Raw genomic sequence first — 24996 nt, forward strand, 5'->3', positions numbered from 1 at the left:
GAAGCTGGAGACGGGACCCCTGGAGCGAACCGACCCTCCCCCTGTGGGGTCCGCCGGACGATCCGGGAAGGGTCAGCTTCGTGCGCCGTCGTATGCGGCGAAGGCGGTTGCCTCGAAGGTCTCGAACGCCTCGAAGAGGAAAGCGGCAGCCTTCGGCGCGTCCGCGACTGCGGACGGCGCTGCGGGGAAGGCGTACCGGGACATGGACCAGATCCTGCCGGACCGCCTCCTCCGCGTCGAATGAATTACCGCGCGGTCAGAGGTTCTTGAGCGCTTCGCGTACGGACAGGGGGGAGAGCGAGTCTCGTTCCGCCTCGACGAAGGCGCGGACCGCCTCCGGGTCCGTCTTCGCGTACTCGCGCAGCGCCCAGCCGACGGCCTTGCGGATGAAGAAGTCCGGGTGGGCGCCCCTACTGCGGCAGTACGCGAAGAGGCGTCCGGTGTCCGTCGCGGACTTGAAACGCAGCTGGTGGAGGAGGGCTGTGCGGGATAGCCAGCGGTCCTCGTCGCCGATCCACTCGTCCATCACGGCCGTGAGCCGGGGGTCGGCGGCCACGAGCGGGCCGGCCGCGTGCGCCGCGAGGAGGTCGACGGTGTCCCACCACGGGACGGTGACGATCAGCCGGCGCACCACCGGAAGGAAGCCGGAGGAGCAGACCCGGACGTGGCGGCGCAGGTAGTCCACCGCGAAGTAGTGGTACTCGCGCTCCGGGAGCTCCCAGCACCGCAGCACGAGCGCCGTGACGTCCGCCTCCGCCGGCTCGGCGCTCCGCTCGGTCACGGCCTTCGACAGTTCGCGCCGCAGCGGGGTGCGGATGCCGAGGAAGGGCGCGACGTCCTTCATGTACGCGCCCATGGAGCGGGCCTGCTCCGGGTCGGCGGCCGCTGCGTACGCCGCCGTGAGGCGGTCCATGAGGGTGTCCGCGAGGGCGCTGCGCGGGACCTTCGGTGGTCGCTGGTCGTTCGGCCGCATGAGGCCCAGATTACGGCGCGACGCCGCATTCGTCGGTTAGTCTCCCCGGATGTCCCTCCTCCTCGCGCCGTGGACCCGGCTGTCGCTGCTCGTCGTGCTGCTGCTGGCGGCCGGGGTGTGCGTCGTGCTGTACGAGCCCCAGCGCATCCTGTCGGAGGGCCGGCCCCCGGGGCTGCCGTTCGGTGCGGCGGTGCTGCTGTTCCCGGCCGCGTACGGGGTGGGCACGGCGGCTCTGGTGCCGCGCCCGCTGCTCAACCTCGCGGCGGGAGCCGTCTTCGGGATCCCCTTCGGTCTGGCCGCGGCGGTCGGCGGATCGGTCATCGGCGCCGGGATCTCCTTCGGGCTGGGGCGGATGATGGGCCGGGACGCGGTACGGCCGCTGCTGCGCGGCCGCTGGCTCCAGGCGGCCGACGACCAGCTGGCCCGGCACGGCTTCCGCTCGATGCTGGCGGTCCGGATCTTCCCGGGCCTGCCCTTCGCGGTCGCCAACTACTGTGCGGCGGTGTCCCGTTGCGGCTGGCTGCCGTTCCTCCTCGCGACGGCGATCGGCGTGGTCCCGAACACCGCCGCGTACGTGGTCGCGGGCGCGAGCGCCTCCTCGCCTGACTCCCCCGCCTTCCTCGCCTCCTTCGGCTTCATCGCCGTCTCCGCGGTGGCGGCCGCGGTCGTCGGATGGCGCAAACGGCACCGGCTGGCGCCCGTACGGGCGTGCGAAACGCGCGATCCGGTGCCCGTGCACCCCCCTGTGGTCAGCGCCGCTCCCCACGGGCCCTAGCATCGGACGCGAACTGTCCGACGATCACAAGGACGAGCACACCCCGACATGAGCTGGTTCGAATCCCTAATCCTCGGTCTCGTCCAGGGGCTTACGGAGTTCCTCCCGATCTCCTCCAGCGCCCATCTCCGGCTGACCGCGGCATTCGCCGGCTGGCAGGACCCGGGCGCGGCCTTCACCGCGATCACGCAGATCGGCACCGAGGCCGCCGTGCTGATCTACTTCCGCAAGGACATCGCGCGGATCATCTCCACCTGGTTCCGCTCGCTGTTCAACGCGTCGCTGCGCTCGGAGCAGGACGCCAAGATGGGCTGGCTGGTGATCGTGGGATCGATCCCCATCGGTGTCCTCGGCATCGCGTTCAAGGACCAGATCACGGGCCCGGCCCGTGACCTCCGCCTGACCGCCACCACCCTGATCGTGATGGGCGTCGTACTCGGCATCGCGGACCGGCTGGCCGCCCGCGACGAGGAGGGGGGCCGGCACCGCGCCATCCGCGAGCGCAAGACCCTCAAGGAACTCGGCGTCAAGGACGGCCTGATCTTCGGTCTCTGCCAGGCGATGGCGCTGATCCCGGGCGTCTCCCGCTCCGGTGCGACGATCTCCGGCGGTCTGCTGCTGGGCTTCACGCGTGAGGCGGCCGCCCGCTACTCGTTCCTGCTCGCCATTCCGGCCGTACTGGCCTCGGGCGCGTTCGAGATCAAGGACGTGGTCGAGAGCCCGGGTCACATCACCTGGGGGCCGACGATCTTCGCCACGGTCATCGCGTTCTTCGTGGGCTACGCCGTCATCGCGTGGTTCATGAAGTTCATCTCCAGCAAGAGCTTCATGCCCTTCGTGATCTACCGGATCGCCCTGGGCATCGCACTGTTCGTGCTGATCGGCTTGGGCGTGCTCAGCCCCTTCGCCGCCGAGTCGGCCGGCTGACACCGCCGCCGCTCACCGCTTCGCGTGAACCGGAGGCCGCACGGGAACGTTCCCGGGCGGCCTCCGCGTCGTTGTGCCTGAAGAGACCTGAACAGACCGGAAGGCAAATAGCAGGGGGTGTCCCGTGGGTCGAGTGGTGCTGGAGCGGTTTCCGGCCGGAAGTCCGAGGGGAAGCTGGCCCGCCGAGGAGTACGCGGCGGAGCGGATGCGCGAGGGCGTGCCCGCCGAGGTGGTGATGGACCTGGCCACCGACGCGTTCCTCGTCGTGGTCCGGCAGCGGGAGGCGCATTCCGGTCACTGATCCACCGCACGCGGATCCGGACCGCGCACGCCCCTTGGCCTCGCCGCCCCGCACCCCCACACTGACCCGATGACGCAGCGTGTGGACCTCGCCACGGTGATGGACCGGATGGCGATCGACGAGGTGGTCACGGGGTACGCGGTGGCCGTGGACGACGGCGACTGGGCGGCGTACCGCGCGCTGTTCACTCCCGCCGGGCGGGCCGACTACGGCTCGGCGGGCGGGGTCGAGGGGCCGGCCGCCGAAGTCGCGGCCTGGCTCGCGGAGACCATGAAGCTCTTCCCGGTGCGCCAGCACCTCATCGTCAACCGGCTGATCCGGCTGGAGGACCGGGGCGGCTGGCCCGGCGACCGGGCCGAGGTACGGGCGGACTTCCTCAATCCGATGCGGCTCGCCGGACCCGAGTTCGACGGGACGGTGACCGCGCCGAACTTCGTGGCCGCCGGCCGCTACACGTTCGCCCTCGCCCGCACGTCCGACAGCGGCTGGCTGCTCACCCGCGTCACCGTCCACGAGAAATGGCGGCACATGAGCGCGTAGCCGTCGACCCTGCTCGGGCGGCCGTCAGAAAGGCCCTGATCCACACTGGAGGAGGAGGCACGCCATGGTCGCGAAGCGGATCCGGTACCGGCGTGCGGCGGCCGCGGTCGCCGCCGGGGCACTGCCCTGCCTCGCCTTCCCGGCCCCCGCGCTCTGGTGGTTCGCGTACGTCGCCCTCGTCCCCTGGATGCTGCTGCTGAGGTCGGCGCCGACCGGGCGGCGGGCGGCCCTGGAGGGCTGGCTGGGCGGCGCCGGGTTCATCGTCGCCGTCCACCACTGGCTGCTGCCCAGCCTGCACGTGTTCCTGCTGCCGCTGGCGGCCCTGGTGGGGCTGCTCTGGATCCCCTGGGCCCTGCTGGTACGGGAGTTCCTCGGCGGGACCCCCGATCCGGGCCGGGCGGCGGCCGCGCTGCTCCTCGTACCGGCGGGCTGGCTGCTGTCCGAGCTGGCCCGGTCCTGGCAGGGGCTGGGCGGGCCGTGGGGGCTGCTCGGGGCGAGCCAGTGGCAGGTGCCGCCCGCGCTGCGGCTCGCCTCGGTGGGCGGGGTGTGGCTGGTGAGCCTGCTCGTGGTGGCGGTGAACTGCGCGCTGGTGCTGCTGATATCCGTACCCGGGGCCAGGGTTCCGGCCGTGGCCGGAGTGACGGGGTGCATGGTGCTCACGGGGGCGGTGTGGCTGTGGGTGCCGCGGCCCGAGGTGTCGGGCACGCTCCGCGTGGCCGTCGTACAGCCGGGCCTGGTGGCGGACGGCCCGGACAGCGCGGAGCAGCGGTTCGCCGCCGGGGAGCGGCCGACACGGACGCTGGCCGGGCAGCCGGTGGACCTGGTGGTGTGGGGAGAGAGCAGCGTCGGGGCGGACCTGGCCGCGCGCCCCGACCTGGCCCGGCGGCTGGCCGCGCTGTCCGCCGATGTCGGGGCCCCGCTGCTGGTCAACGTCGACGCCCGGCGGCCGGCGGGGCCGGGCGCGGGGCCGGTCGCTACAGCCTCCACGCCCTCCGGGGGCGGCATCTACAAGAGCTCCGTCCTGGTCGGTCCCGGCGGGCCGACCGGCGACCGGTACGACAAGATGCGCCTGGTCCCCTTCGGAGAGTACATACCGGCCCGGTCGCTGCTCGGCTGGGCCACCTCGGTCGGCAAGGCCGCCGGCGAGAACCGCCGGCGCGGCACGGAGCCGGTCCTGATGGACCTGCCGGGGCGGCCCGGTGTCCGGATCGGCCCGCTGGTCTGCTTCGAGTCGGCCTTCCCGGACATGAGCCGCCACCTCACGCGCGACGGGGCCGCCCTGCTGGTCGCCCAGTCGGCCACCTCCAGCTTCCAGCGCAGCTGGGCCCCGGCGCAGCACGCCTCGCTCTCCGCCCTGCGTGCCGCCGAGGACGGCCGCCCGATGGTGCACGCCACCCTCACCGGGATCAGCGCGGTGCACGGCCCGTCCGGCGAGCCGATCGGACCGGCGCTGCCCACCTCCGCGCGCGCCGCGCAGGTGTACGAGGTCCCGCTCGCCCGCGGGTCGACGCTCTACGTACGCTTCGGGGACTGGCCGGTGGGCGCCTGCCTCGCGCTGCTGGCGGCGTACTGCGCGTTCGAGGGCGTGAGGTCGCTCGGGCTCAGGAAGCCTGCTCCAGAGCCGACGACACCACCCGCTCGCACAGCTCGTGGGTGAGCAGCGCGTCGCGGGCGCTGAGCGTCTTGCCGGCCGCGACGGACTCCAGGAAGGCGTCCACGACCTGCTCGATGCCGCGCTGGCGGGCGACCGGAACCCAGTCCCCGCGGCGCCGCACGGTCGGCTGGCCGCGGTGGTCGATGATCTCGGCGAGGTTGACGACCTGCCGCTTGGTGTCCTGCCCTGACACTTCGAGGACCTCCTCGGTGGAACCGGACAGCCGGTTCATGATCCCGAGCGCGGTGAAGCCCGGGCCCGACATCTGGAGGACGACCTGGTGCATCAGTCCGTCGCGGACCTGGGCCCGGACGTCGATGTGGTCGGCCTCGCCGGGGAGCAGGAAGCGCAGGGTGTCGACGACGTGGATGAAGTCGTCGAGGACGAACGTCCGCGGGTCCTCGGGCAGCCCGACCCGGTTCTTCTGCATGACGATCAGGTCCCGCGGGTGCTCGGCGCACTGCGCGTAGCCGGGCGCGTGGCGGCGGTTGAAGCCGACGGCGAGCGAGACCCCGCGCTCCTCTGCGAGTTCCACGAGCCGCCGCGAGTCCTCCAGCTCGTAGGCGAGCGGCTTGTCCACGTACGTCGGCACTCCCGCTTCGAGCAGCCGCGCGACGATCTCGGGGTGAACGGCCGTCGGGGCGTGCACGAACGCCGCGTCGAGGCCCTCGGCCAGCAGTCCGTCGAGCGCGGTGTGGCGGCGGCCGGCCGGGACGTGGTGGATCTCCCCGATCCGCTCCAGCGTGGCCGGGGTCCGGGTCTGCAGGTGCAGTTCCACGCCCGGGCGGGCGGTGAGGACGGGCAGGTACGCCTTCTGGGCGATGTCGCCGAGTCCGATGACGCCGACCTTCACCGGGAACCTCCAGGTAGATCCTTCTGGGACTTCCGCAGCTTAATCCCTGGTGGTGGGGGCGGCGTTCGCCGAGGATGGCGGCATGACCACGACCACCGGATCCCACCGCACCGAACCCTCCACCACCGCGAACGAGCGGGAGATGCTGGACGGCTGGCTCGACTACCACCGCGCCACCCTCGCCTGGAAGTGCGAGGGCCTCGGGACCGAGCAGCTGGGCCGCGCGCCGCTCGCCCCGTCCGAACTGAGCCTGCTGGGCCTCGTACGGCACATGGCGGAGGTGGAGCGGTACTGGTTCCGGGAGATCATGCTGGGCGAGGACCTCCCCGAGCTGTACTGCACGCAGGAGGACCCGGACGGGGACTTCCACTTCGGCCCCGGGGACACCTGGACCGAGGCCGAGCAGACCTGGCAGACCGAGATCGAGCTGGCGCGGCAGGCCGCGGCGGGCCGTTCGCTGGACCTGCTGTCGGATCCCGAGAGCCACCACCGCGGCGAGACGTTCAGCCTGCGCTGGGTCTACACGCACATGATCGAGGAGTACGCGCGTCACAACGGGCACGCGGACCTGCTGCGCGAGCAGATCGACGGCGCGACGGGCGACTGACGCGCGGGCCGCGCACCGGCCGGCCGCCGGCGGCCGCGCGCGGGAGAGGGGCGGGTGTCCGGCGGATGTCCGTCACCCGTGTGGGGTCATTTTCGACTCCGGGTTTTCGCAACGGGGTCCTCGCACAGCAGAGTTGCGCGAGTGCATCCAACGCGAACCACGACGAAAGTGCTGCTCGGAGTCGCCTGTGCCGTCTCGGCCGTCTCCGGGTGCGTGAATGTGACGCCCGCCCCGATGCAGCCGACGGCCGCCCCCGGTACCGCGGCTGCGCCGCCGCGGCACGAGCCGCGCGGCGGACCGGGAGCCGTGCCGGTGGAGGTCCGGGCGCCCGCCCTGGAGGCCCTGAAGGCGGTACCGGCGCAGTCCGCGCAGCCGCCGGCCCCCCGTGGGGCCGTGCCGTCCGCACCGCGCGGGGCAGCGGCTCCGGGGGGCGCGGCGGGCATGCCGGGAGCGGCCGCCGAGGAGGCGGCACGGGCCGTCCCGCCGGTTCCGGACATCCCTGAGCCGCGCCGGGGCACCCGGCCCGCCTCAGGGGGCAAGGGCGGCCGTACGGACCGGCCGGGGCCGGACGCGGAGGTGCCGCGCGGGTGGGTGGAGGAACTGCCGGTCCGGCCCGCGGACGTGTGCGCGCTGGGCCGCCGGCACGGGCGCTGGCACCCGGACAGCCCGGAGGCCCGCATCTGCGCGGGCGTCCACGAGGGCTGAGCCCGCGCCGGGCGGCGGGCCGCCGGGCCCGGGACGCCGGGCCGCCGATCCGCTGAGCCCCCGGGCCGCTACGGGTGCTGCTCGGGGAACGGCCGGGGCCCCCTGCCCGGTTCCGCGGCCAGGCGCCGCTCCAGCCGGGCGATGGCCGCCCGTACGCCGTTCCCGTACCCGTCGTCGGACAGGGCCCGTGTGGCGGCCCGGGCCCGGGCCAGGTGCACCCGCGCCGCCTCGGGCCGCTGGAGCTTCACGTAGTCGGCGGCCAGGTTGAGGTGCAGCGACGGGTAGAACACGCGCACGGCCGGATGGGGTTCGTGCTGCGCGGGCAGCCCGTCCCGCGGCCCCGGTCCCAGCCCGTCGGCGGCGGTCAGGGCCCGCAGGTCCCAGGCCAGTTCGTCGGCGGGATCGTCCTGTGCGTCGGCCATGTAGTGGGCGAGCGTGCAGCGGTGGAGGGAGTCGCCGTCCTCGCCGATCTCGGTCCAGATCTCGCCGAGGCGGTTGCGGGCCTCCTCGCGGTCACCGGCGTGCAGCAGGATGACGGCCTGGCCGATCCTGGTCATGACGGCGTCCTCCGACGCCTCCTGCTGCTCCGTCACGGCGGCCTCCGGCTGGCTCTGCCAGACCTGCTCCGGTCTGATCGTCACGACGCTAACCGGAGGGGCCGGTTATGGCACCGAGGCGCGGTGGGGCGTCAGCCCAGGTCCGGGATCGTCCAGTCGATCGGCTCATGGCCCTGGGCGGCGACGGCCTCGTTGATCTGCGTGAAGGGCCGGGAGCCGAAGAACTTCTTGGCCGACAGCGGGGAGGGGTGGGCGCCCTTGACGACCGCGTGCCGCTCCTCGTCGATGAGCGGGAGCTTCTTCTGCGCGTAGGCGCCCCACAGGACGAAGACGGCCGGGTCGGGGCGGTCGGCGACGGCCCGGATCACCGCGTCGGTGAACTTCTCCCAGCCCTTGCCCTTGTGCGAGTTGGGCTCGGCCTCGCGGACGGTGAGGACCGCGTTCAGCAGCAGGACGCCCTGCTCGGCCCACGGCATCAGGTAGCCGTTGTCCGGGATGGGGGTGCCCAGCTCGGCGTGCATCTCCTTGTAGATGTTGCGCAGGGAGGGCGGGGTCTTGACCCCGGGCCGCACGGAGAAGCACAGGCCGTGTCCCTGGCCGGCGCCGTGGTACGGGTCCTGGCCGAGGACGAGGACCTTCACCCGGTCGAAGGGAGTGGCTTCCAGGGCGGCGAAGACCTGCTCGTGGGGCGGGTAGACCGGCCCGTTCGCCCGCTCCTTCTCGACGAACTCGACGAGCTCGTTGAAGTAGGGCTTCTCCAGCTCGTCGCCGAGGACGGGGAGCCAGGACTCGGGCAGCATCTGGGTCACGTCTACAACCTCCGGTACAAGTTCGCGCAACTGCGTGGTGCAACAGTCCAGAACCTACCGGGGGCCACTGACAACGGCGCACCCGCGGGCGCCCTGGGGCTCCCGCGGGTGCGGCGTGGACGGCGGCCTGCCTGCGGCGGCTACCAGCTGGTCTTGCGGTACAGCTCCCACATCTGCATGGCGGTCTGCGGGTCGAGCGCCCGCTCGGCGCCGGCGATGTCCTCGCCGGCGGCGACGTACAGCTTGCCCTGCCACAGCGGCAGCAGCCGGACGTCCTCGGCGAAGATCTGCTGGGCCTGCTCGAACTCGTGGACGCCTGCCGAGCGGTCGCTCTCGCGGCGGGACTTGGGCAGCAGGTCCGTGAGGATCTCGTTGGGCTCGTACGGGGTGCCGACCGCGTTCTCCTTGCCGACGAACGGCGCGATGAAGTTGTCCGGGTCCGGGAAGTCGGGGAACCAGCCGCGGCCGAAGATCGGGTACTCGCCGTTCTTGTAGCCGACCTGGAACACCTTCCAGGGCTGGCCCCGCAGCGTGACCCGGAAGAGGCCGCTCTCGTCCAGCTGGCGCTTGAGCTCGGTGAACTCGTCGGCGGTGGAGGCGCCGTAGCGGTCGGTGGTGTACCAGAACGTCAGGTCCACGGGGGTGGGGATCCCGGCGTCCTTGAGGAGCTTCTGGGCCTTCTTGACGTCCGCCTGGCCGTACTTGTCGTAGAAGGGCGTCTTGTGACCCACGACCCCCTTGGGGACCATCGAGTACAGCGGTTCGGCGGTGCCCTGGTAGACCTTGGAGACGATCGCGCCGCGGTCGACGATCTGGGCGATGGCCTGGCGCACCGGCAACTTGGCGACCTGCGGGTCCTTGGGGTTGAAGACCAGGTAGCGGATCTCGGCGCCGACGTTCTCGACGACCTGGAGGCCCTGCGCGTGCGAGGCGGGGGTCTGCAGGTCCTTGATCTCGGGGGCCGACAGACCGCGGTAGGTGGCGTCGATCTCCTTGGCCTTGAGCGCGGCGACCATCTTGGTGGAGTCCGCGAAGTAGCGGATCGTCACGCCGTCGTTGCGCCGGTTCGCAAAGCCGCTGTAGGACGCGTTCTTGCCGAGGACCGCCTCGCTGCCCTCCTTGTACGAGTCGAGCACGAAGGGGCCGGATCCGGTGATCTTGCCGTCCTCGCGCACCTTGTCGGCCGGATAGTCCTTGGGCGCGACCAGCGAGGCGGCCGGCGAGCCGAGGACGAAGGGGAAGGTGGCGTCCGGGGTCTTCAGGTGGAAGACGACCGTCAGCGCGTCCGGGGTCTCGATCTTGTCCAGGCTGCCGAAGAGGTCCTTCGGACCCGTCTGGGAGTTGATCGTCCGGATCCGGTCGAGCGAGTGCTTGACCGCCTTGGCGTCGAGCGGCTCCCCGTCGGAGAACTTCAGGCCCTTCTTCAGGGTGCAGCGGTACGACTCGTTCCCGGAATCCGTGAACTCGCAGGTCTGGGCGGCGTCGGGCTGGGGCTTGGTGGAGCCCGTCGGGAATGCCAGCAGGGTCTGGTAGACGTTCCGGTACAGCTCCCAGGAGCCGTCCCAGGCCGCGGCGGGATCGAGGGTGCTCGGGGCGCTCGTCGTGCCGACGACGATTCTCTTCGCGGTCTCGCTGCTGTCGTCCGAAAGCAGACCGCATCCGGCGAGCAGGGATATGGACGCAAGGGCTGCAGTGATCTGCAGGCATCTGGTCCGGATGAACACGTGCACGCTCCTCGATCAGCCAGGGGTGCGGCAGACCCTACCGCAGTGCCTCACAAATCCAATGGGCAGGTTTCATGTGACACTTGACCGATTTCGTGCACGTTAGGTACGCATTTGCCTCCCCCTGGGAGGCAAATGCGTCCGATTATCGATCAGTGCACTCCGGCATTGAGGAACATTCCCCCGTCAAGGACCAGAGTTTGGCCCGTGATCCATTCCGCTTGTGCAGATGTAAGAAAAGCCGCGGCCCCGCCGATGTCCTCCGGCAGCCCCAGCCGGCCGAGCGGATAGGCCGCCGCGGCCTCCTGCTCCCGGCCCTCGTAGAGCGCCTGCGCGAACTTCGTCTTGACCACCGCGGGGGCGATCGCGTTGACCCGCACCCCGGGCGCCATCTCGTGGGCGAGCTGGAGGGTGAGGTTGACCATGGCGGCCTTGCTCATCCCGTACGCGCCGATGAAGGGCGAGGCGGAGACGCCGGCGATGGACGCGATGTTCACGATCGCGCCGCCGTTCTCCTTCTGCCAGGCGTGCCAGGTCCGCTGGGCGAACCCGAGCGCCGAGATCACGTTCGTCTCGAAGACCTTGCGCGCGACGCCGAGGTCCAGGTCCGCCATCGGGCCGAAGACCGGGTTGGTGCCCGCGTTGTTGATCAGGAAGTCGACGCGCCCGAAGGCCTCCATCGTCCGCTCGACCGCGACGGCCTGGTGGGCCTCGTCGTGCGCCTTGCCGGCCACCCCCATCACCCGGTCCGCACCGAGCGCCTCGACGGCCTCCTTGAGGGCGTCCTCGTTGCGCCCGGTGATGCACACCCGGTCGCCGCGGGCGACGAGGGCCTCGGCGATGCCGTAGCCGATGCCCCGGCTGCCTCCGGTGATCAGCGCGACCTTGCCGCTGTCCGCTGCCCGCTCCGTGCTGTTGTCCGCCATGACCTGCACCTGCCTCTCGTCAGTTGAGCGGGCCGCCGGCCACGTACATGACCTGGCCGGAGACGAAGCCGGCGGCCTCGCCCGTGAAGAACGCGATCGCGTTGGCGATGTCGTCCGGGCGGCCGACGCGCTGGACGGGGATCTGGGTGGCCGCGGCGGCCTGGAAGTCCTCGAAGCCCATGCCCACGCGGGCGGCCGTCTGGGCGGTCATCTCCGTGACGATGAACCCGGGCGCGACGGCGTTGGCGGTGACGCCGAACTTGCCGAGCTCGATGGCCAGCGTCTTGGTGAAGCCCTGCAGACCGGCCTTGGCCGCGGAGTAGTTGACCTGGCCGCGGTTGCCCAGCGCCGAGCTGCTGGAGAGGTTGACGATGCGGCCGAACTTGGCCTCCACCATGTACTTCTGACAGGCCTTCGACATCAGGAACGCACCGCGCAGGTGGACGTTCATGACGGTGTCCCAGTCGTTCTCGCTCATCTTGAAGAGCAGGTTGTCACGCAGCACGCCCGCGTTGTTGACCAGGATGGTCGGCGCGCCCAGGACGCTCGCGACGCGCTCGACGGCCGCCTCCACCTGCGCCGCGTCGCTGACGTCGCAGCCGACCGCCAGGGCCTTCCCGCCGGCCGCCGTGATCGCCTCGACGGTGTCCTTGCAGGCCGCCTCGTCGAGATCGAGTACGGCGACGGCCCGGCCCTCGGCGGCCAGGCGCACGGCGGTGGCCGCGCCGATGCCCCGGGCCGCCCCGGTCACGATCGCGACGCGCTGCTCGGTGGTGGACATGGTGGATCTCCTCGCCCTCGGAATCCTCATCAGCGGCTCCCCATTGATGAGCAACCGCTTAGTAGCTTCAGCTGAGGAGACGCTAGGAGCCCTGGCACCCGGTGTCAACGGCCACCGCCGCCAGGGCTCCCCAGGTCGTGGCGGCCGCGATGCGGATCACCCCGCGTACGGCCGTACGATCAGCGGACCAGCAGGTCGAGCAGCCGCTCCACCTCGGCCTCCGGGTCGGCCGTCAGGCCGGTGTGCACCGGCCCGGGCTGCACCACCGTGCTGCGCGGGGCGATCAGCCAGCGGAACCGGCGGCCCGCGTCGTCGCCCGCCGCCTGGCCGGCCCGCTCACCGCCGCTGCACACGCCCTCCACGGCACGCAGGGCCGCCCGTACGCCCGCCACGTCGGCCTTCGGGTCCAGGGCGAGGAGCTTGGCCTCGTCCAGGTGGGTGCGCGCGGCCACGTACGAGTGGGCCCGGCAGTAGACGATCACGCCGGCGTTGAAGCACTCGCCGCGCTCCATCCGGGGCACCACGCGCAGCAGCGCGTACTCGAACACGTCCCGCTTGGTCACTCGCCGTCGCTCTTCTTCTTGGTCTTGTGGGGCCATTCGGGCAGGTGGTCGGTGAGCCATCCGGGCGGCTTCGAGGCCGCCTTCACCTCGGCCTCCATCGTGATCCTCTCGTGGATCGTGGCCGCGCGCGGCAGCAGCACGTCCACGTAGGCGCGGCGCAGCGCGTCGGTGGTGTCGAAGCCGGGCTCGTCGACCAGCCACTCGTCGGGCACGTCGGCGACGACCTCTTCGAGCAGTTCCCGTGTCACCAGGGGCGAGAGCGCGGCCGCGGCCGCCGCGACGTCCGGGCCGAAGGGGGCCAGGACATGGTCGGAGGCGTTGTACGGCTTGGCCGCGGCGCTTTCGGCGGCGGGCCAGTTGTGGTGCCAGATCATCGTGGCGCCGTGGTCGATGAGCCACAGGTCTCCGTGCCAGACCAGCATGTTCGGGTTGCGCCAGGAACGGTCGACGTTGTTGATCAGCGCGTCGAACCAGACCACGCGGCCCGCCTCGGCCGGGTCCACCTGGTACGCGAGCGGGTCGAAGCCGATCGACCCGGGCAGGTAGTCCATCCCGAGGTTGAGTCCGCCGCTGGCCTTCAGCAGCTCCTGGACCTCCTGGTCGGGCTCGCCGAGCCCGATCACGGGGTCGAGCTGCATCTGCACCAGCCGCGGGACCCTCAGGCCCAGGCGCTGGGCCAGGCGCCCGCAGACGACTTCGGCGACCAGGGTCTTGCGCCCCTGGCCGGCTCCGGTGAATTTCATGACGTAGGTACCGAGGTCGTCGGCTTCGACGATCCCCGGGAGCGAGCCGCCCTCACGCAAGGGCGTGACGTAACGGGTCGCGATCACTTCGGACAGCATCAGCCCAGGTTACGGGGGCCGGCGCGCGGGGTCCCACCGATTACGCGGGGGCCCACTGCTCCAGCAGGGCGTCGGCCGTGGTGATCGTCGCGACGAGCGCCAGACAGTTGCGGATCACCTCTGCCGTGTACGCGGCGGGCACCCCCGCGATGGCGTCGGACGGCACCACGACCCGGTAGCCGAGGTTCACGGCGTCGAAGACGGCGTTCGGGATCGCGATGTTCGAGGAGACCCCGGTGACGACGAGCGTGCGGATGCCGAGATTGCGCAGCAGGGCGTCCACGTCGGTGCCGGCGATCGGCGAGAGGCCGTGCAGCCGACGGACCACCAGGTCGTTTTCGGCCACCGCGATGGGGGCCGCCACCTCCACCGCCGGGCTCCCGGACAGCTGGCGGACGGGCAGCTTCCCGGCGGCCCTGAACAGCCGCGCGTTGTCGTTGGCCCCCAGCCCGTCCGGCCGCCGCTCGGCGATCGCGTGCAGCACCTGTACGCCGGCTGCGTGCGCGGCGTCGACCAGCGCGGCCACCCGCCCCAGCATCCCCGAGTCCCGGGCCTCCCCGGCGAGCTCGGGCAGGGCGCTCTCCTCGCCGACGACGCCGCTCTGGCACTCGACGGTGAGGAGCGCGGTGGTGGCGGGATCGGGTTCCGGCATGGCTCCCCCTGGCGTGACGGCGGTCGATCCCGCATGATTCCTGACACTCAGTCAGATGTGAAGGGGTGCGGGACGGATGGACGGATCACAGCGGCGGGGCCGCCGCATCATGATGACCGACGCGGAAGTGGACGCCTTCCTGCGCGAGCAGCGCACCTGCCGGGTGGCGACCGTCTCCGCGGACGGCCGCCCGCACGTGGGCGCCCTGTGGTTCGCCTGGGACGGCAGCGCGCTGTGGCTGTACTCGATCACGCGCAGCCGCCGCTGGTCGGACCTGCGGAGGGACCCGCGGATCTCGGTGGTCGTGGACGCGGGCGAGGCGTACGACGAACTGCGCGGGGTCGAACTCTCCGGCAGCGCCGTCTTCGTGGGCGAGGCCCCGCGCACGGGCGAGCCCTGCCCGGAGCTCGCCGAGCCGGAACGGCTCTTTCCGGCCAAGAACTTCGGCCTTGAGGAGATGCCGCACGACGGCCGCCACGCCTGGATCCGGCTGACTCCGGAGTCGATCGTCTCCTGGGACTTCCGCAAGCTCTGACGTACCGCCGTGCTGCACGCGGACCACCCGCTCCGCCTACTCCACCTGCTCCACCGCGGCGGCGGCCTGCCCGAGGGCCTCCACGGCGGCCCGGATCGAGGGCCGCCGGTCCGCGTCCGCCCGCCAGACGACGTACACGTGGCGCCGGACCGCGTCGCTCACGGGCAGCAGCCGGACTCCGGCCGGCACCGGACCGCGCCCGAGCCGGGGCGCGACGCACACCCCGAGGCCGGCCTCGACGAAGGCCAGCTGGGTGTGGTGCTCCTCGGCGATGTGCGCGATGCGCGGCTCGACGCCGGTTCCGCGCAGCGTGTACACGAGCCACTCGTGGCAGAACTGCCCCTCGTTCCAGGAGATCCAGTCGTCGTCGGCGAACTCGGCCAGCGAGATCCCGTCGCGGCCGGCCAGCCGGTGGCCGGCCGGCACGGCGATGTCGCAGGAGTCGTCGAGCAGGTGCGTCCTCGTGAGCTCGGCGGGGACCGGCATCCGCTTGTTGTGCCAGTCGATGGCCAGCGCCAGGTCGAGGTCCCCGCGCACGACAGCCGCCATGCTTTCCTCGGGCTCCTGCTCCCGTACCCGGGCCCGCAGTTCGGGATGTCCGGCGCGCAGGGCGGTCAGCGCCTGGGGCAGCAGCCCGCGCATGGCCGTCGGGAAGGCGCCGATCCGCAGCTCGCCGACGGCGCAGCCGCGCTGTGCCTCCACGTCGGCCTGGGCGAGCTCCACCTGCGAGATGATCCGGGCCGCGTGATCGGCGAGCAGCCGTCCGGCGTCCGTGAGCCGGACCCCGCGCCCGTTCTTGGCCAGCAGCGGCTGGCCGACCTCCCGCTCCAGCTTGGCCATCTGCTGGGAGACGGCGGAGGTGGTGACGTGGAGCCCGTCGGCCGCTCCGCTGACCGAGCCGTGGCGGGCGAGGGCGTCGAGGGTGCGCAGGCGCTCCAGGTTCAACATGTAAGCAATGCTACGCCGTGACTGCGAAGAAATCTCGCTTGTCCTACGTAGTTGAGCGGAGCAGAGTTCTCCTCATGAGTGCACCCGCCACCCCTCGCCCCACCCTGTCCCCGCCGGTCACGGCCGCCCGCGCCGCCCGGGTGGACTGGCGGCTCCGCTTCGCGATCCTCTCGGTGGTCTGGGGCTTCAGCTTCCTGCTGATCAAGGTGGGGACGGAGGCCTACGCCCCCTTCCAGGTAGCCCTCGGCCGGGTGCTGTCCGGCGCGCTCGCCCTGCTGGCCGTGCTCCTGGTCCGCCGCGAGCCGCTCCCCCGGGGCCGCCGCACCTGGGGCCACCTGTTCGTGGCGGCACTGCTGCTCAACACCGCCCCCTTCTCGCTGTTCTCGTACGCCGAGCTGAGCATCCCGTCGAGCCTGGCCGGGATCTGCAACGCCACCTCGCCGCTGTGGGGCATGGCGCTGTCGCTGGTGGCCCTGTCCGAGGACCGCCCGACGCGCCGCCGCTTCGCCGGCCTGGGCCTGGGCTTCGTCGGCGTCCTGACGGTCCTCGGAGCCTGGCAGGGCTTCTCGGGCATCGACGCCAAGGGCACCGCGCTCGCCCTGCTCGCCTCGCTCTGCTACCCGATCGGCTGGATCTACGTCCGGCGCACGCTGGCCTCGGTCCCGGGCTCGCCGGTGGCGCTGACCGGCGCGCAGCTGATGCTGTCCACGCTCCAACTGCTGCTGGTCAGCGCCGTGTTCACCTCGGCTCCCACCTCGTTCCCGCTCTGGCCGACGCTGTCGGTGGTCGCGCTGGGCGCCCTGGGTACGGGAATGGCCCTGCAGATGCAGTACGGGCTGGTGACCGAGGTCGGCCCGACCACCGCGCAGATGGTCACGTACTTCATCCCGGTCATCGCCACCACGGCGGGGGTCCTGCTCCTGGGCGAACAGCTCAACTGGAACACCCCGGTGGGCGCGGCGATCGTCCTGGCGGGCGCGGCCCTCACCCAGACCCGCCGCCGGTAGCCGGCGCGGCGGGGCCGGCTACCCGCAGTCGCCGAGGATCGGCCCGGAACCGTCGGGCGTGTAGGCGGCCCACAGCACGAACAGCTCCAGCAGGATCGCCACGATGTTGAGCATGGCGAAGACGAAGGCCGAGAGCCCGGGCCAGGTGTCCCAGATCCGGACGCCGCAGCGCCGCCGGATCCACCGGGCGAGCAGCAGGCAGACGACCATGGCCGACAGCCCGAGGACCGGCCCCGACCACGCGGCGACGTGCTCCATCTTCGGGAAGGGCATGTGCCGGCAGGCCGCCTGCTGCCGGTCGACCCAATCCCCGTGGATGGACTGCACCTTGTAGGAACTGGCCACTCCGAGAGTGGCCAAGAGCGGGACGAGCAAGGCCGCGATCACCATGCCGGGCGTGACCGGGCTCTTCCGCTCGGTGTCGTGGAACTCGGCGGCGGAGGGGGAGGTTTCCATCAGTACCAATTCGGGTGCGGTCGGACGATGTGGATGCGCTGCTCGCCGTGGTTCCTGGCGGCGACGTGTTCCCGGCTGTCCAGGCTGACGTTCTGGAACGAGCTGGTGTGCTGCGTCAACTTGACGTCACCGTCAGATGTCGAATTCGACGTGGGACGCCTCGACCAGGATCTCGTTGTGCGCCTGCGAGGTGTCGGCGACATTGACGGTCGTCGCCAGCTTGTCCAGCTCGGCGGAGGCCTTCCCGTCCGCCTGGGAGGCCTCGCGCAGGGCTTCCTCTATCAGCGCGTTGACCTCCGAGACGTGCCCCAGTTCCTTGGTGTAGGCGTCGCGCACGTTCTGCGGGACGTTCGGGCCGACGGGTGCGGCGCCCGTGTGCGCGCCCACGGCGCGGCCGTCCTGGATGCCCAGCCCGTGCTCCCTCGCCAACTCAGCCGCGTGAGGGTGCGCTGGGCGAAGCCCATGGAATGGGCCAGGGCGTCGAGGACCATGGCCACGCCCTTCATGATGTCGCCGCCGGACTCCAGGCGGTCGGCGAGGTCCTCCAGGCGCTTGCCGGCCTGCTTCCCGGTGGCGTCCGCCCAATGGTCGTCGAGCGGCTTCTTCCCCTGCGCGCGGATGTCCTCGCAGGCGGAAGAGGAGCGCCGGGCGAGGTCGACCCAGTCGTCCGCGGCCTTCTGCCACTGGTCCACGCGGCAGTCGTACAGGTCGTGATAGGCGACCACCGGTCAGTTCCTCCCGAAGTCGGCGAGGCCGTGCCGGAGCCTGCTGAAGGCGTCCTCCGCCTGGGCGTCGGTGGTGTCATAGGCGTGGGCCGTGGTGTGGAGGTTGTCGGCCATGGTGTTCATCTGCTTGCCCAGGTCGACCATGTGGTCCTCCCACGCGGCCGCACACCGCTTCAACGCCGCCGCGGAGGCCCAGCCGTGGTGCCCGTCGGCTGCGGTGTCGCTCGAATCGAGGGACTTGCGGAGGTTCTCCAGCGCCTTCTCGGCGGCAGCGTCGGCACCTCCCGCGCTCTGCCGCACGTAGTACGTCTTGATGTCCATGTCCACGCAGTCCCCCCTGAATTGTTCCCGAACAGGCTAATTTCGCTCGTACGTGCGTTTCCGTCAGTAACACGGCGAGCCTTCGAAACCGCGGAGGAGGGCGGCTGCCCCGGGTGGGCCCTGCGCGGGCGGATGCGTCAGTCGAAGCGGCCGCCCGTCGTGCGGCGGACCGACGCGGCCACCGCTGCCGCCAGCCCCGGTACCTCACCCGGCTGGACGGCCGACACCGTGATCCGTACGCCCGGCCCCGACTCCACCCGGAACCGGCTGCCCGGGGCCACCGCCCAGCCCGCGGCGAGCAGCCGTGTCACCGCCCCGGTCTCGTCGGCGACCGGCACCCACACGTTCATCCCGCTGCGCCCGTGCGCCGCCACGCCCCGCTCCCGCAGCGCCGCGACCAGCGCGTCCCGCCGCTCGGCGTAGGAGCGCGCGACGGCCGCCCGGTCGACGGCCTCCGAGTTCCACAGCTCGACCACCGTGTACTGGAGCAGTCGGCTCACCCACCCCGGGCCCAGCCGCTGCCGCCCCCGCACCCGGTCCAGGGTCACGGCGTCGCCGGTCAGCACCGCCAGCCGCAGGTCCGGTCCGTACGCCTTCGCCGTCGAACGGACCAGTGCCCAGTGCCGGGTCACCCCGCCGAGCGAGTGCAGCGGCAGGTCCACGATGGCGTGCCCGTGGTCGTCGTCGACCACCAGCACCTCCGGGTACCGGGCGAGCACGCCGCGCAGCTCCGCCGCCCGCTCGGCGCTGACGGCCGCCCCCGTCGGGTTCTGCGCCCGAGCCGTCACCAGCAGGGCCCGCGCGCCCTCCGCGAGCACCCGCTCCACCGCGGAGACGACCGGCCCGTCGTCGTCCACCGCCACCGGGACCACCCGCAGCCCCAGCGCCGCCGCCAGGTCCAGCACGCTCCCCCAGCCCGGATCCTCGATCGCCACCGCGTCCCCCGGCCGCAGATGCGCGGCCAGCACCCGCTCGATCCCGTCCAGTGCGCCCGAGGTCACCCCCACCGGGCCGGCGGGAACGCCGTCGGCGTCGAAGTCGGCCCGGGCCAGCCGCTCCAGCTCCGGCACCACGGGGTCGTCCCCGTACATCGTCGGCGCCTGCGCGTACCGCCGTGCCGCCCCCGCCAGGGCGTCCGCCAGCGAGGGCAGCAGCCGTACGTCCGGATTGCCGGACGACACGTCCCGCGCCCCCGGCGGCACCGCCACCCGCAGCTCGTCGCGCGGAGCGCTCGCGGGCCGGCCCCGGACCCGGCTGCCGCGCCGACCGTCGGTCTCGATGACCCCGCGCTCGCGCAGCGTCCGGTAGGCGGCGGCCACGGTATTCGGGTTCACCCCGAGCACACCCGCCAGCTCCCGCATCGGAGGCAGCAGCGCTCCGGGCGCCAGCGCGCCCGATCCGACGCCCGCCTCGACACTCGCCGCGATATCCGATGCGCGACGCCCTGTGATCCGATACTCTCCTAGCACAAAGACAAGTATGCACTAGTACAATGGAGAACGCACCATGACCGCCACCACCGACACGCAAGAGATGCCCGAGACGACCGGGGCGACCGGCGGCGGCTACGAGCCCACCGACCGCACCGTCCCGAGCCGCTCCCGCGAGCGGGCGCGCTACGACCGCGAGACGGTCCATTCGATACTCGACCAGGCCTACGTCTGCCACCTCGGCTTCGTCCGCGACGGCGCCCCGGTGGTCCTGCCGACCCTCTACGGGCGCGTCGGCGAGACCCTCTACGTCCACGGTTCGACCGGTTCCCGCCCGCTGCTCGCCGCCGGCCAGACCGACCCGGGGCTGCCCGTCTGCCTGACCGTGACGCACGTGGACGGGCTGGTGCTGGCGCGGTCCGCCTTCCACCACTCGATCAACTACCGCTCGGTGATCGTGCACGGCACCGCCCACCAGGTGACCGACGAGGCCGAGCGACGGATGGCCCTCGACGCCCTCGTCGACCACGTGGTTCCCGGCCGCTCGGCCGACTCCCGGCCCGCCAACGCCAAGGAGCTCGCCGCCACCGCGGTGATCCGCCTGGACCTCGACGAGGTGTCGGCGAAGATCCGTACCGGCGGCCCCAACGACGAGCCCGAGGACATGGGCCTGCCCTACTGGTCGGGCGTGGTCCCGGTCGCGCCGGTGCACGGCGCCCCGATCCCGGCCGACGACCTGGCCCCCGGCATCGCCACCCCGGACTACCTCGCCGCGCTCTGAGCCCCGCAGGGCTGTCCCGGCTCACCCGGCTCACGCGAGTCACTCGCCTCGGGCAGCCCGTGAGGCGCACGGGCGGGCCGGACCTCCGGCCCGCCCTCAGGACCGTCCGCGGGCCTGCCCGCCTCCGCCGCGATCAGCGCACCCACCGCCGTCAGCAGCAGTACGGTGCCCAGCACCACGGCGCCGGTCAGCCGCTCGCCGAGCACCAGCACGGCGATCACGGCCGCGCTGACCGGCTCGATCAGCATGATCACGGACACCGTCGCGGCCCGCACCGCCGCGGCCCCGGTGAAGTACAGCGCGTACGCCAGCGCCGTCGGCACCGTGGCCACGTACACCAGCAGCCACAGCACCCGCCCGAGCTCGGCGGTGTGCGGCACCAGTCCCTCCGCCGCGGCGAGCGGCAGCAGGCACACCGTGCCCACCGCGACCGACCAGGCGGTGGTGACCAGCGGGTCCCCACCGGCCCCGCGCCGGCCCATCCAGCGGGCCCGCAGGGTCATGGCGGCGTACCCGGCGGCCGACAGCAGGGCCCAGCCGACGCCGAGCGGCCGCACCTCGCCGCCCCCGCCGCCCAGGACCAGCACGGCGAGCCCGGCGAGCGCCCCCACGACGGCCGCCACCCCGCCCCGGCCGAGCCGCTCTCCCATCCAGTACCGCGCCCCGACCGCGATCAGCACCGGTCCGGCGCCGAGGGTGACGACCGTTCCGACCGCCAGGCCCGTCTCGCGCACGGCGCCGAAGTACGCGGACTGGAAGAGCGTGAACATCAGCCCCGTCCCGATGAGCGAGGCCACCGACGGCCGCGCCGCCGCCGCGGCGCCCCGGGGCCGGCGTACGGCGAGCACCCCCAGCAGCACCACCAGCCCGCCGGCGCACCGCCAGAACGACAGGGCGAGCGGGCCGAGGTCACTGGCGAGGAAGAGGAGGGAGGCGGCCGCCCCGGCGGTGCCCCAAGCGGCTCCGGCGACGACCAGGTACAGCAGACTGCGCCCTGAAGCGGGCGAAAGGTTCGACACGAGTGTGCTCCGCGCATGCGTGAAGGATGAAAGGGAAGGTCATCGCTTCGCGGGCAGCGCGGACCGCCCGGGAACTCCCCCGGGGCGGATCCTCGTCGCAAGGGCGGCTGCCCGCGGCTACGCGGCGGGAGGCGGAAGCACGGTCGAATGCATGATCGCCACCTTAGGCCCTCGTTGTCTCACGGTCCAGAACGACCAGTTCCGGATCAGCCGCCCCCGGCGGCGTGGGCCGCGCGGACTGCGCGATGAAGGCCCCGCCCAGCACCAGCGCACCGCCGGCGATCTGCGGAGTCGAGAGGTGCTCGCCGAGCAGGATCCAGGCGAACACGGTGGCCAGGACCGCCTCCAGGCAGGCGACCACCCCGGCCACCTGCGGCGAGAGCTTGCGCACCGACACCACGCCGGTCAGGTACGCGAAGACCGTCGCGATGAGCACCACCCAGCCGAGCAGGACCCACGCGGGCACCCTCAGGTCCCCCATCGCGGCCTGCCCGCCCAGCACCTGCCAGTCCATCCGCCACGGCCGCGCGATCACCGTCATCACCAGCGCGCCGACGAGCATGCCGTACGCGATCACGCCGATCGGGTCCGGCACGTCGTCCTCGGCGCCGCCGTCGGCGCCGTGGTCCGCGAAGACGAAGTAGAAGGCCTGGCAGCAGGCGGCGGCGAGGCCCAGCAGCACGCCGAGCGGATCCAGGCTCAGCCCGGCCCAGATCTCCACCACGCAGGCCAGCCCCACGACGGCGACGGCGGCGCCGGCCGCGGCGGCCCGCGTCACCGGCTTGCGCTGCACGAAGCGGATCCAGCCGAGCAGCAGCGCCGGGCCGAGGTACTCCAGCAGCAGGGCCACGCCGACCGGGATCCGCGACAGGGAGGCGAAGTAGAAGGCCTGCACACCCGCCACGGCGACGATCCCGAACCCGGCGAGCAGCAGGGGTTTGCGCAGCAGGAGGTCGCGGTGCCGCCAGGCCAGCGGGGACAGCACCAGCGCCGCCCCGGCCACCCTGAGCCAGACCATGTGGAGCGGGTCCAGACCCGCTTCGATCAGCGGCTTCGCCGCCACACCGGAACCACCGAACGCAACCGCCGAGACGAGCGCGAGGCCCAGTCCGGCGTTTCTCCCTGACGCTTGCATCTGGCCATCATGGCAGGGCCGGTCAGCACCGTCACGGCCATGACGCCTGTTGAGACGGTTCCGAGACCGGGCGTGACCGACCGACCATTTCTGACAGGTCGTCAGTATTGAATGTTCCGGCCACCGGGGCTACGTTCCGCCGGACGTACCCGACGAGAAGGGGTGGCCGCATGGCCGAAGTGACCGCGGAATCACGCATCGAGGCGTCCGCCGCGAAGGTCTGGGCCCAGCTGACGGACTGGGCGGCGTACGGCGAGTGGAGCATGACCCACACCAATTTCCCCGAGGGCGGCCCCGAGACCCTGGCGGTCGGGGCGACCTTCGCGGAGAACATGAAGATGATGGGCTTCCCGGCCGAGGTCGCCTGGACCGTCTCCGAGCTGGAGGACGAGCGCGTCTTCGCCATCACCGGCAAGGGCCCGATGGGCGTGGCCATCCTCACCCGGTACACCCTGGTCCCCGACGGTGCGGCCACCACGGTCCGCATCGACGGGGAGTTCAACGGGGCCGCCGTCTCCCTCATGGCGGGCAAGCTCAAGGACTCGGCCACCGCCGCCCTGAACGAGTCGCTCCGCAAGCTCGCCGGCCTGGTCTCCTGACCCCTTCCCCGACGGGTACCCGGATACGGCGGCGCGCCCCGCGAGAGGACTCGCGGGGCGCGCCGTTTCCATTCCGCCGGCCGGGATCAGTCCTCGTCGGCCAGGATCAGGTAGAGCTTCTTGCGGGCGTCGTTGACGACCGCGAGGGCCTTCTCGCGCTGCTCGGCCGAGCCGGTCTTGAAGACCTGGCCGAAGGCCTCGAACAGGCCGATGCCGGCTGTCCGGACCTCGTGCATCGCCTCGAAGTCGACCCCCCGCCCGGCGTCGGCCCAGGGGGCCTCGGAGCCGGACTCGGCCTCGGTGCGGCCGGCGTCGGTGAGCGTGAACAGCTTCTTGCCGCCCTCGCTCTCACTGGAGATGAGCCCCTCGTCCTCAAGCAGCTGGAGGGTCGGGTAGACCGATCCCGGGCTGGGCTTCCAAGCCCCGCCGCTGCGCTCGCCGATCTCCTGGATCATCTCGTAGCCGTGCATCGGCCGGTCCTTCAGCAGCGCCAGGATCGAGGCGCGCACATCTCCGCGCCGGGCCCGGCCGCGCGGTCCGCCGCGTCCGCCGCGCCCGCCCCAGGGGCCGCCGCCGAAGGGCGGTCCGAACGGGCCGAAGGCGGCGCGCCGCCCCTTGAACTCCTCCCGACGATCGGGCCCGCAGTGACCGTGGCCCCGGCCGTGCTCGTGTTCGTGCTGTCCGTGTGAACGCATGGCTGCGCTCCTCTCGTCTTTCGGTTTCATGTCATCGCTCTTGCGATGTCTCTACTATCGTTGACCCATCGCGATGCGTCAACGATATATCGGAAACTCATACCGAACACGTGCGTGACCAGGCCAGTCATCCGCGATTGGCCTTTGTCGACGTTCAAGAAACGGCCCTACCGTCGGTGCATGCGCCTCCGAATCGTCGACGCCTTCACCGACCGCCCCTTCCGCGGCAACCCCGCCGGAGTCGTCCTCCTCGACGGCGAGTTCCCCCCGGACTCCTGGCTCCAGCAGGTCGCCGCCGAGGTCAACCTCTCCGAGACCGCCTTCGCCCGCCCGCTGCCTCCCGGCGGGGACGCCGACTGGGCCCTGCGCTGGTTCACCCCGACCGCCGAGGTCGACATGTGCGGCCACGCCACGCTCGCCACGGCGCACGTGATCGCGACGGGCGGCCTGGCCACGGGGCGGATCCGGTTCTCCGCGCGGTGCGGCATCCTCACGGCCGAAACCGCCGCGACCTCAGAGAGCCCCGAGAGCTCCGAGGACGGCACGATCACCATGGACTTCCCCACCTCCTCGCTGACGCCGGTGGAAGCGGACCCCGCGGTACGGAGCGCCCTCGGCGCGGAGATCCGGTCCGTCCACGACACGTCCGAGCACGTCGGCGACCTGCTCGTCGAGCTGGCGGACGAGCGGGCCGTACGGGAGCTCACCCCCGACCTCACCGCCCTGCGCGGCCACTCCCGCCGCGGGGTCATCGTCACCGCGGCCGCCGAGGACCCCTCCCGCGGGTACGACTTCGTCTCCCGCGGCTTCTTCCCGGCCGTCGGGATCGACGAGGACCCGGTCACCGGCAGCGCCCACACCGCGCTCGCCCCGTTCTGGGCCGCCCGGCTGGGCCGTACCTCGCTGGTCGGCCTCCAGGGCGGGGCGCGCACCGGACGCGTCGGGGTCCGGCTGGCCGGCGACCGTACGCTCCTGACCGGCAACGCGGTCACCGTCATCGACGGCGAACTGCTCGCCCGCCCCTGACGGGCGAGAGCGAGCGCCGGCGCCGGCGCCGCCTAGGTGTTCTGTCCAGGGAGGTTGTGGACGGGTGATGTAGGTCTCCGCTGAGGGATCTTGAAATGGGTGAGGGCCTTCTGGCCTGGTGTGGATTGCG

31 protein-coding genes are annotated in these 24996 nt (G+C 72.2%); 12 read left to right on the forward strand and 19 right to left on the reverse strand.

Features of this window, described 5'->3' with window-relative positions:
- Positions 1 to 72: 72 nt before the first annotated feature.
- Positions 73 to 204, reverse strand: coding sequence for a hypothetical protein (locus tag ACIBAD_RS02755; RefSeq protein ID WP_398903906.1), 132 nt, complete (start codon positions 202 to 204; stop codon positions 73 to 75).
- 52 nt (positions 205 to 256) lie between these two features.
- Positions 257 to 973: a DNA alkylation repair protein gene (locus ACIBAD_RS02760; protein ID WP_398903909.1), complete on the reverse strand. Its 717-nt coding sequence runs from the start codon at positions 971 to 973 to the stop codon at positions 257 to 259.
- 49 nt (positions 974 to 1022) lie between these two features.
- Between ACIBAD_RS02760 and ACIBAD_RS02765 the strand changes: the two genes are divergently transcribed.
- The 5 genes from ACIBAD_RS02765 to lnt all read left to right on the forward strand — a co-directional run bounded on the left by ACIBAD_RS02765 (position 1023) and on the right by lnt (position 5173).
- Entirely contained in the window at positions 1023 to 1748 is a 726-nt protein-coding gene (locus tag ACIBAD_RS02765; RefSeq protein WP_398903911.1) for a TVP38/TMEM64 family protein, read from the forward strand.
- A gap of 48 nt (positions 1749 to 1796) precedes the next feature.
- Positions 1797 to 2675, forward strand: coding sequence for an undecaprenyl-diphosphate phosphatase (locus ACIBAD_RS02770; protein WP_134068339.1), 879 nt, complete (start codon positions 1797 to 1799; stop codon positions 2673 to 2675).
- A 124-nt stretch (positions 2676 to 2799) separates the two neighbouring features.
- The gene (locus ACIBAD_RS02775) at positions 2800 to 2976 is read left to right on the forward strand and encodes a hypothetical protein (RefSeq protein WP_099893904.1); all 177 of its coding nucleotides are present in this window, start codon (positions 2800 to 2802) and stop codon (positions 2974 to 2976) included.
- 69 nt (positions 2977 to 3045) lie between these two features.
- On the forward strand, positions 3046 to 3516 hold the full coding sequence (locus tag ACIBAD_RS02780; RefSeq protein WP_398903914.1) for a nuclear transport factor 2 family protein: 471 nt from the start codon (positions 3046 to 3048) through the stop codon (positions 3514 to 3516).
- 64 nt (positions 3517 to 3580) lie between these two features.
- Complete coding sequence (gene lnt / locus ACIBAD_RS02785; RefSeq protein ID WP_398903916.1) at positions 3581 to 5173, forward strand: apolipoprotein N-acyltransferase; 1593 nt, start codon at positions 3581 to 3583, stop codon at positions 5171 to 5173.
- Here the strand turns inward: lnt and ACIBAD_RS02790 are convergent.
- Positions 5118 to 6023 carry a Gfo/Idh/MocA family protein gene (locus ACIBAD_RS02790; protein ID WP_134068342.1) on the reverse strand — a complete coding sequence of 302 codons (906 nt, stop codon included), beginning with the start codon at positions 6021 to 6023 and terminating at the stop codon, positions 5118 to 5120. The two genes, lnt and ACIBAD_RS02790, sit on opposite strands and share 56 nt — an antisense overlap.
- Positions 6024 to 6105: 82 nt before the next feature.
- Here ACIBAD_RS02790 and ACIBAD_RS02795 point away from each other — a divergent pair, with 82 nt between their 5' ends.
- The gene (locus ACIBAD_RS02795; RefSeq protein WP_134068343.1) at positions 6106 to 6630 is read left to right on the forward strand and encodes a DinB family protein; all 525 of its coding nucleotides are present in this window, start codon (positions 6106 to 6108) and stop codon (positions 6628 to 6630) included.
- 219 nt (positions 6631 to 6849) lie between these two features.
- A complete protein-coding gene (locus ACIBAD_RS02800; protein ID WP_398903918.1) occupies positions 6850 to 7335 on the forward strand; it encodes a hypothetical protein in 486 nt (161 codons plus the stop codon).
- 68 nt (positions 7336 to 7403) lie between these two features.
- Here ACIBAD_RS02800 and ACIBAD_RS02805 read toward each other — a convergent pair whose 3' ends face one another.
- The 8 genes from ACIBAD_RS02805 to ACIBAD_RS02840 form a co-directional block, all read right to left on the reverse strand.
- A complete protein-coding gene (locus ACIBAD_RS02805; protein WP_398903980.1) occupies positions 7404 to 7928 on the reverse strand; it encodes a hypothetical protein in 525 nt (174 codons plus the stop codon).
- A gap of 95 nt (positions 7929 to 8023) precedes the next feature.
- Complete coding sequence (locus ACIBAD_RS02810) at positions 8024 to 8692, reverse strand: uracil-DNA glycosylase (protein WP_134074129.1); 669 nt, start codon at positions 8690 to 8692, stop codon at positions 8024 to 8026.
- Positions 8693 to 8841: 149 nt separating this feature from the next.
- A complete protein-coding gene (locus ACIBAD_RS02815; RefSeq protein WP_134068345.1) occupies positions 8842 to 10425 on the reverse strand; it encodes an ABC transporter substrate-binding protein in 1584 nt (527 codons plus the stop codon).
- A gap of 152 nt (positions 10426 to 10577) precedes the next feature.
- The gene (locus tag ACIBAD_RS02820; RefSeq protein ID WP_134068346.1) at positions 10578 to 11351 is read right to left on the reverse strand and encodes an SDR family oxidoreductase; all 774 of its coding nucleotides are present in this window, start codon (positions 11349 to 11351) and stop codon (positions 10578 to 10580) included.
- A 19-nt stretch (positions 11352 to 11370) separates the two neighbouring features.
- Complete coding sequence (fabG, locus tag ACIBAD_RS02825) at positions 11371 to 12132, reverse strand: 3-oxoacyl-ACP reductase FabG (RefSeq protein WP_053688861.1); 762 nt, start codon at positions 12130 to 12132, stop codon at positions 11371 to 11373.
- Positions 12133 to 12311: 179 nt separating this feature from the next.
- A complete protein-coding gene (locus tag ACIBAD_RS02830; RefSeq protein WP_398903921.1) occupies positions 12312 to 12695 on the reverse strand; it encodes a DUF3037 domain-containing protein in 384 nt (127 codons plus the stop codon).
- A complete protein-coding gene (locus ACIBAD_RS02835) occupies positions 12692 to 13537 on the reverse strand; it encodes a HipA family kinase (protein ID WP_398903923.1) in 846 nt (281 codons plus the stop codon). Before ACIBAD_RS02835 ends, ACIBAD_RS02830 begins: the two co-directional genes overlap by 4 nt.
- Positions 13538 to 13577: 40 nt before the next feature.
- Positions 13578 to 14189: an isochorismatase family protein gene (locus tag ACIBAD_RS02840; RefSeq protein ID WP_398903925.1), complete on the reverse strand. Its 612-nt coding sequence runs from the start codon at positions 14187 to 14189 to the stop codon at positions 13578 to 13580.
- A 76-nt stretch (positions 14190 to 14265) separates the two neighbouring features.
- Here ACIBAD_RS02840 and ACIBAD_RS02845 point away from each other — a divergent pair, with 76 nt between their 5' ends.
- Complete coding sequence (locus ACIBAD_RS02845; RefSeq protein WP_134068349.1) at positions 14266 to 14724, forward strand: pyridoxamine 5'-phosphate oxidase family protein; 459 nt, start codon at positions 14266 to 14268, stop codon at positions 14722 to 14724.
- Positions 14725 to 14760: 36 nt separating this feature from the next.
- On the opposite strand, the gene ACIBAD_RS02850 is transcribed toward ACIBAD_RS02845, so the two are convergent.
- Entirely contained in the window at positions 14761 to 15672 is a 912-nt protein-coding gene (locus ACIBAD_RS02850; RefSeq protein WP_398903927.1) for a LysR family transcriptional regulator, read from the reverse strand.
- A 74-nt stretch (positions 15673 to 15746) separates the two neighbouring features.
- Between ACIBAD_RS02850 and ACIBAD_RS02855 the strand changes: the two genes are divergently transcribed.
- Positions 15747 to 16679, forward strand: coding sequence for a DMT family transporter (locus ACIBAD_RS02855; RefSeq protein ID WP_398903929.1), 933 nt, complete (start codon positions 15747 to 15749; stop codon positions 16677 to 16679).
- A gap of 18 nt (positions 16680 to 16697) precedes the next feature.
- Here ACIBAD_RS02855 and ACIBAD_RS02860 read toward each other — a convergent pair whose 3' ends face one another.
- The 4 genes from ACIBAD_RS02860 to ACIBAD_RS02875 all read right to left on the reverse strand — a co-directional run bounded on the left by ACIBAD_RS02860 (position 16698) and on the right by ACIBAD_RS02875 (position 19650).
- Positions 16698 to 17135: a hypothetical protein gene (locus ACIBAD_RS02860; RefSeq protein WP_398903931.1), complete on the reverse strand. Its 438-nt coding sequence runs from the start codon at positions 17133 to 17135 to the stop codon at positions 16698 to 16700.
- Between the two features lie 132 nt (positions 17136 to 17267).
- Positions 17268 to 17564 (reverse strand): hypothetical protein, encoded by a 297-nt coding sequence (locus tag ACIBAD_RS02865; RefSeq protein ID WP_398903933.1) that lies wholly within the window; start codon positions 17562 to 17564, stop codon positions 17268 to 17270.
- 299 nt (positions 17565 to 17863) lie between these two features.
- Complete coding sequence (locus ACIBAD_RS02870; RefSeq protein ID WP_398903983.1) at positions 17864 to 18181, reverse strand: type VII secretion target; 318 nt, start codon at positions 18179 to 18181, stop codon at positions 17864 to 17866.
- Positions 18182 to 18318: 137 nt separating this feature from the next.
- Positions 18319 to 19650, reverse strand: a complete 1332-nt coding sequence (locus ACIBAD_RS02875) for an aminotransferase class I/II-fold pyridoxal phosphate-dependent enzyme (RefSeq protein ID WP_398903935.1) — start codon at positions 19648 to 19650, stop codon at positions 18319 to 18321.
- A gap of 64 nt (positions 19651 to 19714) precedes the next feature.
- On the opposite strand from ACIBAD_RS02875, the gene ACIBAD_RS02880 reads away from it, so the two are divergent.
- The gene (locus ACIBAD_RS02880) at positions 19715 to 20392 is read left to right on the forward strand and encodes a pyridoxamine 5'-phosphate oxidase family protein (protein ID WP_398903985.1); all 678 of its coding nucleotides are present in this window, start codon (positions 19715 to 19717) and stop codon (positions 20390 to 20392) included.
- Here the strand turns inward: ACIBAD_RS02880 and ACIBAD_RS02885 are convergent.
- Both ACIBAD_RS02885 and ACIBAD_RS02890 read right to left on the reverse strand, forming a co-directional pair.
- The gene (locus ACIBAD_RS02885) at positions 20374 to 21411 is read right to left on the reverse strand and encodes a DMT family transporter (protein WP_398903937.1); all 1038 of its coding nucleotides are present in this window, start codon (positions 21409 to 21411) and stop codon (positions 20374 to 20376) included. The genes ACIBAD_RS02880 and ACIBAD_RS02885 overlap by 19 nt on opposite strands.
- Before the next feature lie 163 nt (positions 21412 to 21574).
- On the reverse strand, positions 21575 to 22546 hold the full coding sequence (locus ACIBAD_RS02890) for an EamA family transporter (RefSeq protein ID WP_134068356.1): 972 nt from the start codon (positions 22544 to 22546) through the stop codon (positions 21575 to 21577).
- Positions 22547 to 22716: 170 nt separating this feature from the next.
- Here ACIBAD_RS02890 and ACIBAD_RS02895 point away from each other — a divergent pair, with 170 nt between their 5' ends.
- The gene (locus ACIBAD_RS02895; RefSeq protein WP_134068357.1) at positions 22717 to 23145 is read left to right on the forward strand and encodes an SRPBCC family protein; all 429 of its coding nucleotides are present in this window, start codon (positions 22717 to 22719) and stop codon (positions 23143 to 23145) included.
- Positions 23146 to 23231: 86 nt separating this feature from the next.
- Here the strand turns inward: ACIBAD_RS02895 and ACIBAD_RS02900 are convergent, their stop codons facing one another.
- Positions 23232 to 23840 carry a PadR family transcriptional regulator gene (locus tag ACIBAD_RS02900; RefSeq protein ID WP_134068358.1) on the reverse strand — a complete coding sequence of 203 codons (609 nt, stop codon included), beginning with the start codon at positions 23838 to 23840 and terminating at the stop codon, positions 23232 to 23234.
- Between the two features lie 180 nt (positions 23841 to 24020).
- On the opposite strand from ACIBAD_RS02900, the gene ACIBAD_RS02905 reads away from it, so the two are divergent.
- On the forward strand, positions 24021 to 24866 hold the full coding sequence (locus ACIBAD_RS02905) for a PhzF family phenazine biosynthesis protein (RefSeq protein ID WP_398903940.1): 846 nt from the start codon (positions 24021 to 24023) through the stop codon (positions 24864 to 24866).
- Positions 24867 to 24996: the final 130 nt, after the last annotated feature.

The sequence above is a fragment of the Streptomyces sp. NPDC051109 genome, from assembly GCF_044455885.1.
GTDB lineage: Bacteria > Actinomycetota > Actinomycetes > Streptomycetales > Streptomycetaceae > Streptomyces.

Bases quoted from the DNA above. Each gene is read 5' to 3' on its own strand.
- ACIBAD_RS02820 (WP_134068346.1), bottom strand. From the start codon at position 11,351: ATGGCGGACAACAGCACGGAGCGGGCAGCGGACAGCGGCAAGGTCGCG.
- ACIBAD_RS02880 (WP_398903985.1), top strand. From the start codon at position 19,715: ATGCCCGAGACGACCGGGGCGACCGGCGGCGGCTACGAGCCCACCGAC.
- ACIBAD_RS02835 (WP_398903923.1), bottom strand. From the start codon at position 13,537: ATGCTGTCCGAAGTGATCGCGACCCGTTACGTCACGCCCTTGCGTGAG.
- ACIBAD_RS02760 (WP_398903909.1), bottom strand. From the start codon at position 973: ATGCGGCCGAACGACCAGCGACCACCGAAGGTCCCGCGCAGCGCCCTC.
- ACIBAD_RS02765 (WP_398903911.1), top strand. From the start codon at position 1,023: ATGTCCCTCCTCCTCGCGCCGTGGACCCGGCTGTCGCTGCTCGTCGTG.
- lnt (WP_398903916.1), top strand. From the start codon at position 3,581: ATGGTCGCGAAGCGGATCCGGTACCGGCGTGCGGCGGCCGCGGTCGCC.
- ACIBAD_RS02890 (WP_134068356.1), bottom strand. From the start codon at position 22,546: ATGCAAGCGTCAGGGAGAAACGCCGGACTGGGCCTCGCGCTCGTCTCG.
- ACIBAD_RS02855 (WP_398903929.1), top strand. From the start codon at position 15,747: ATGAGTGCACCCGCCACCCCTCGCCCCACCCTGTCCCCGCCGGTCACG.
- ACIBAD_RS02780 (WP_398903914.1), top strand. From the start codon at position 3,046: ATGACGCAGCGTGTGGACCTCGCCACGGTGATGGACCGGATGGCGATC.
- ACIBAD_RS02870 (WP_398903983.1), bottom strand. From the start codon at position 18,181: ATGGACATCAAGACGTACTACGTGCGGCAGAGCGCGGGAGGTGCCGAC.
- ACIBAD_RS02895 (WP_134068357.1), top strand. From the start codon at position 22,717: ATGGCCGAAGTGACCGCGGAATCACGCATCGAGGCGTCCGCCGCGAAG.
- ACIBAD_RS02905 (WP_398903940.1), top strand. From the start codon at position 24,021: ATGCGCCTCCGAATCGTCGACGCCTTCACCGACCGCCCCTTCCGCGGC.
- ACIBAD_RS02840 (WP_398903925.1), bottom strand. From the start codon at position 14,189: ATGCCGGAACCCGATCCCGCCACCACCGCGCTCCTCACCGTCGAGTGC.
- ACIBAD_RS02900 (WP_134068358.1), bottom strand. From the start codon at position 23,840: ATGCGTTCACACGGACAGCACGAACACGAGCACGGCCGGGGCCACGGT.
- ACIBAD_RS02755 (WP_398903906.1), bottom strand. From the start codon at position 204: ATGTCCCGGTACGCCTTCCCCGCAGCGCCGTCCGCAGTCGCGGACGCG.
- ACIBAD_RS02795 (WP_134068343.1), top strand. From the start codon at position 6,106: ATGACCACGACCACCGGATCCCACCGCACCGAACCCTCCACCACCGCG.
- ACIBAD_RS02845 (WP_134068349.1), top strand. From the start codon at position 14,266: ATGGACGGATCACAGCGGCGGGGCCGCCGCATCATGATGACCGACGCG.
- fabG (WP_053688861.1), bottom strand. From the start codon at position 12,132: ATGTCCACCACCGAGCAGCGCGTCGCGATCGTGACCGGGGCGGCCCGG.
- ACIBAD_RS02860 (WP_398903931.1), bottom strand. From the start codon at position 17,135: ATGGAAACCTCCCCCTCCGCCGCCGAGTTCCACGACACCGAGCGGAAG.
- ACIBAD_RS02770 (WP_134068339.1), top strand. From the start codon at position 1,797: ATGAGCTGGTTCGAATCCCTAATCCTCGGTCTCGTCCAGGGGCTTACG.
- ACIBAD_RS02850 (WP_398903927.1), bottom strand. From the start codon at position 15,672: ATGTTGAACCTGGAGCGCCTGCGCACCCTCGACGCCCTCGCCCGCCAC.
- ACIBAD_RS02810 (WP_134074129.1), bottom strand. From the start codon at position 8,692: ATGCTGCCCGAGTCCTGGCTCCCCGTCCTCGGCGACGAGCTGGAGAAG.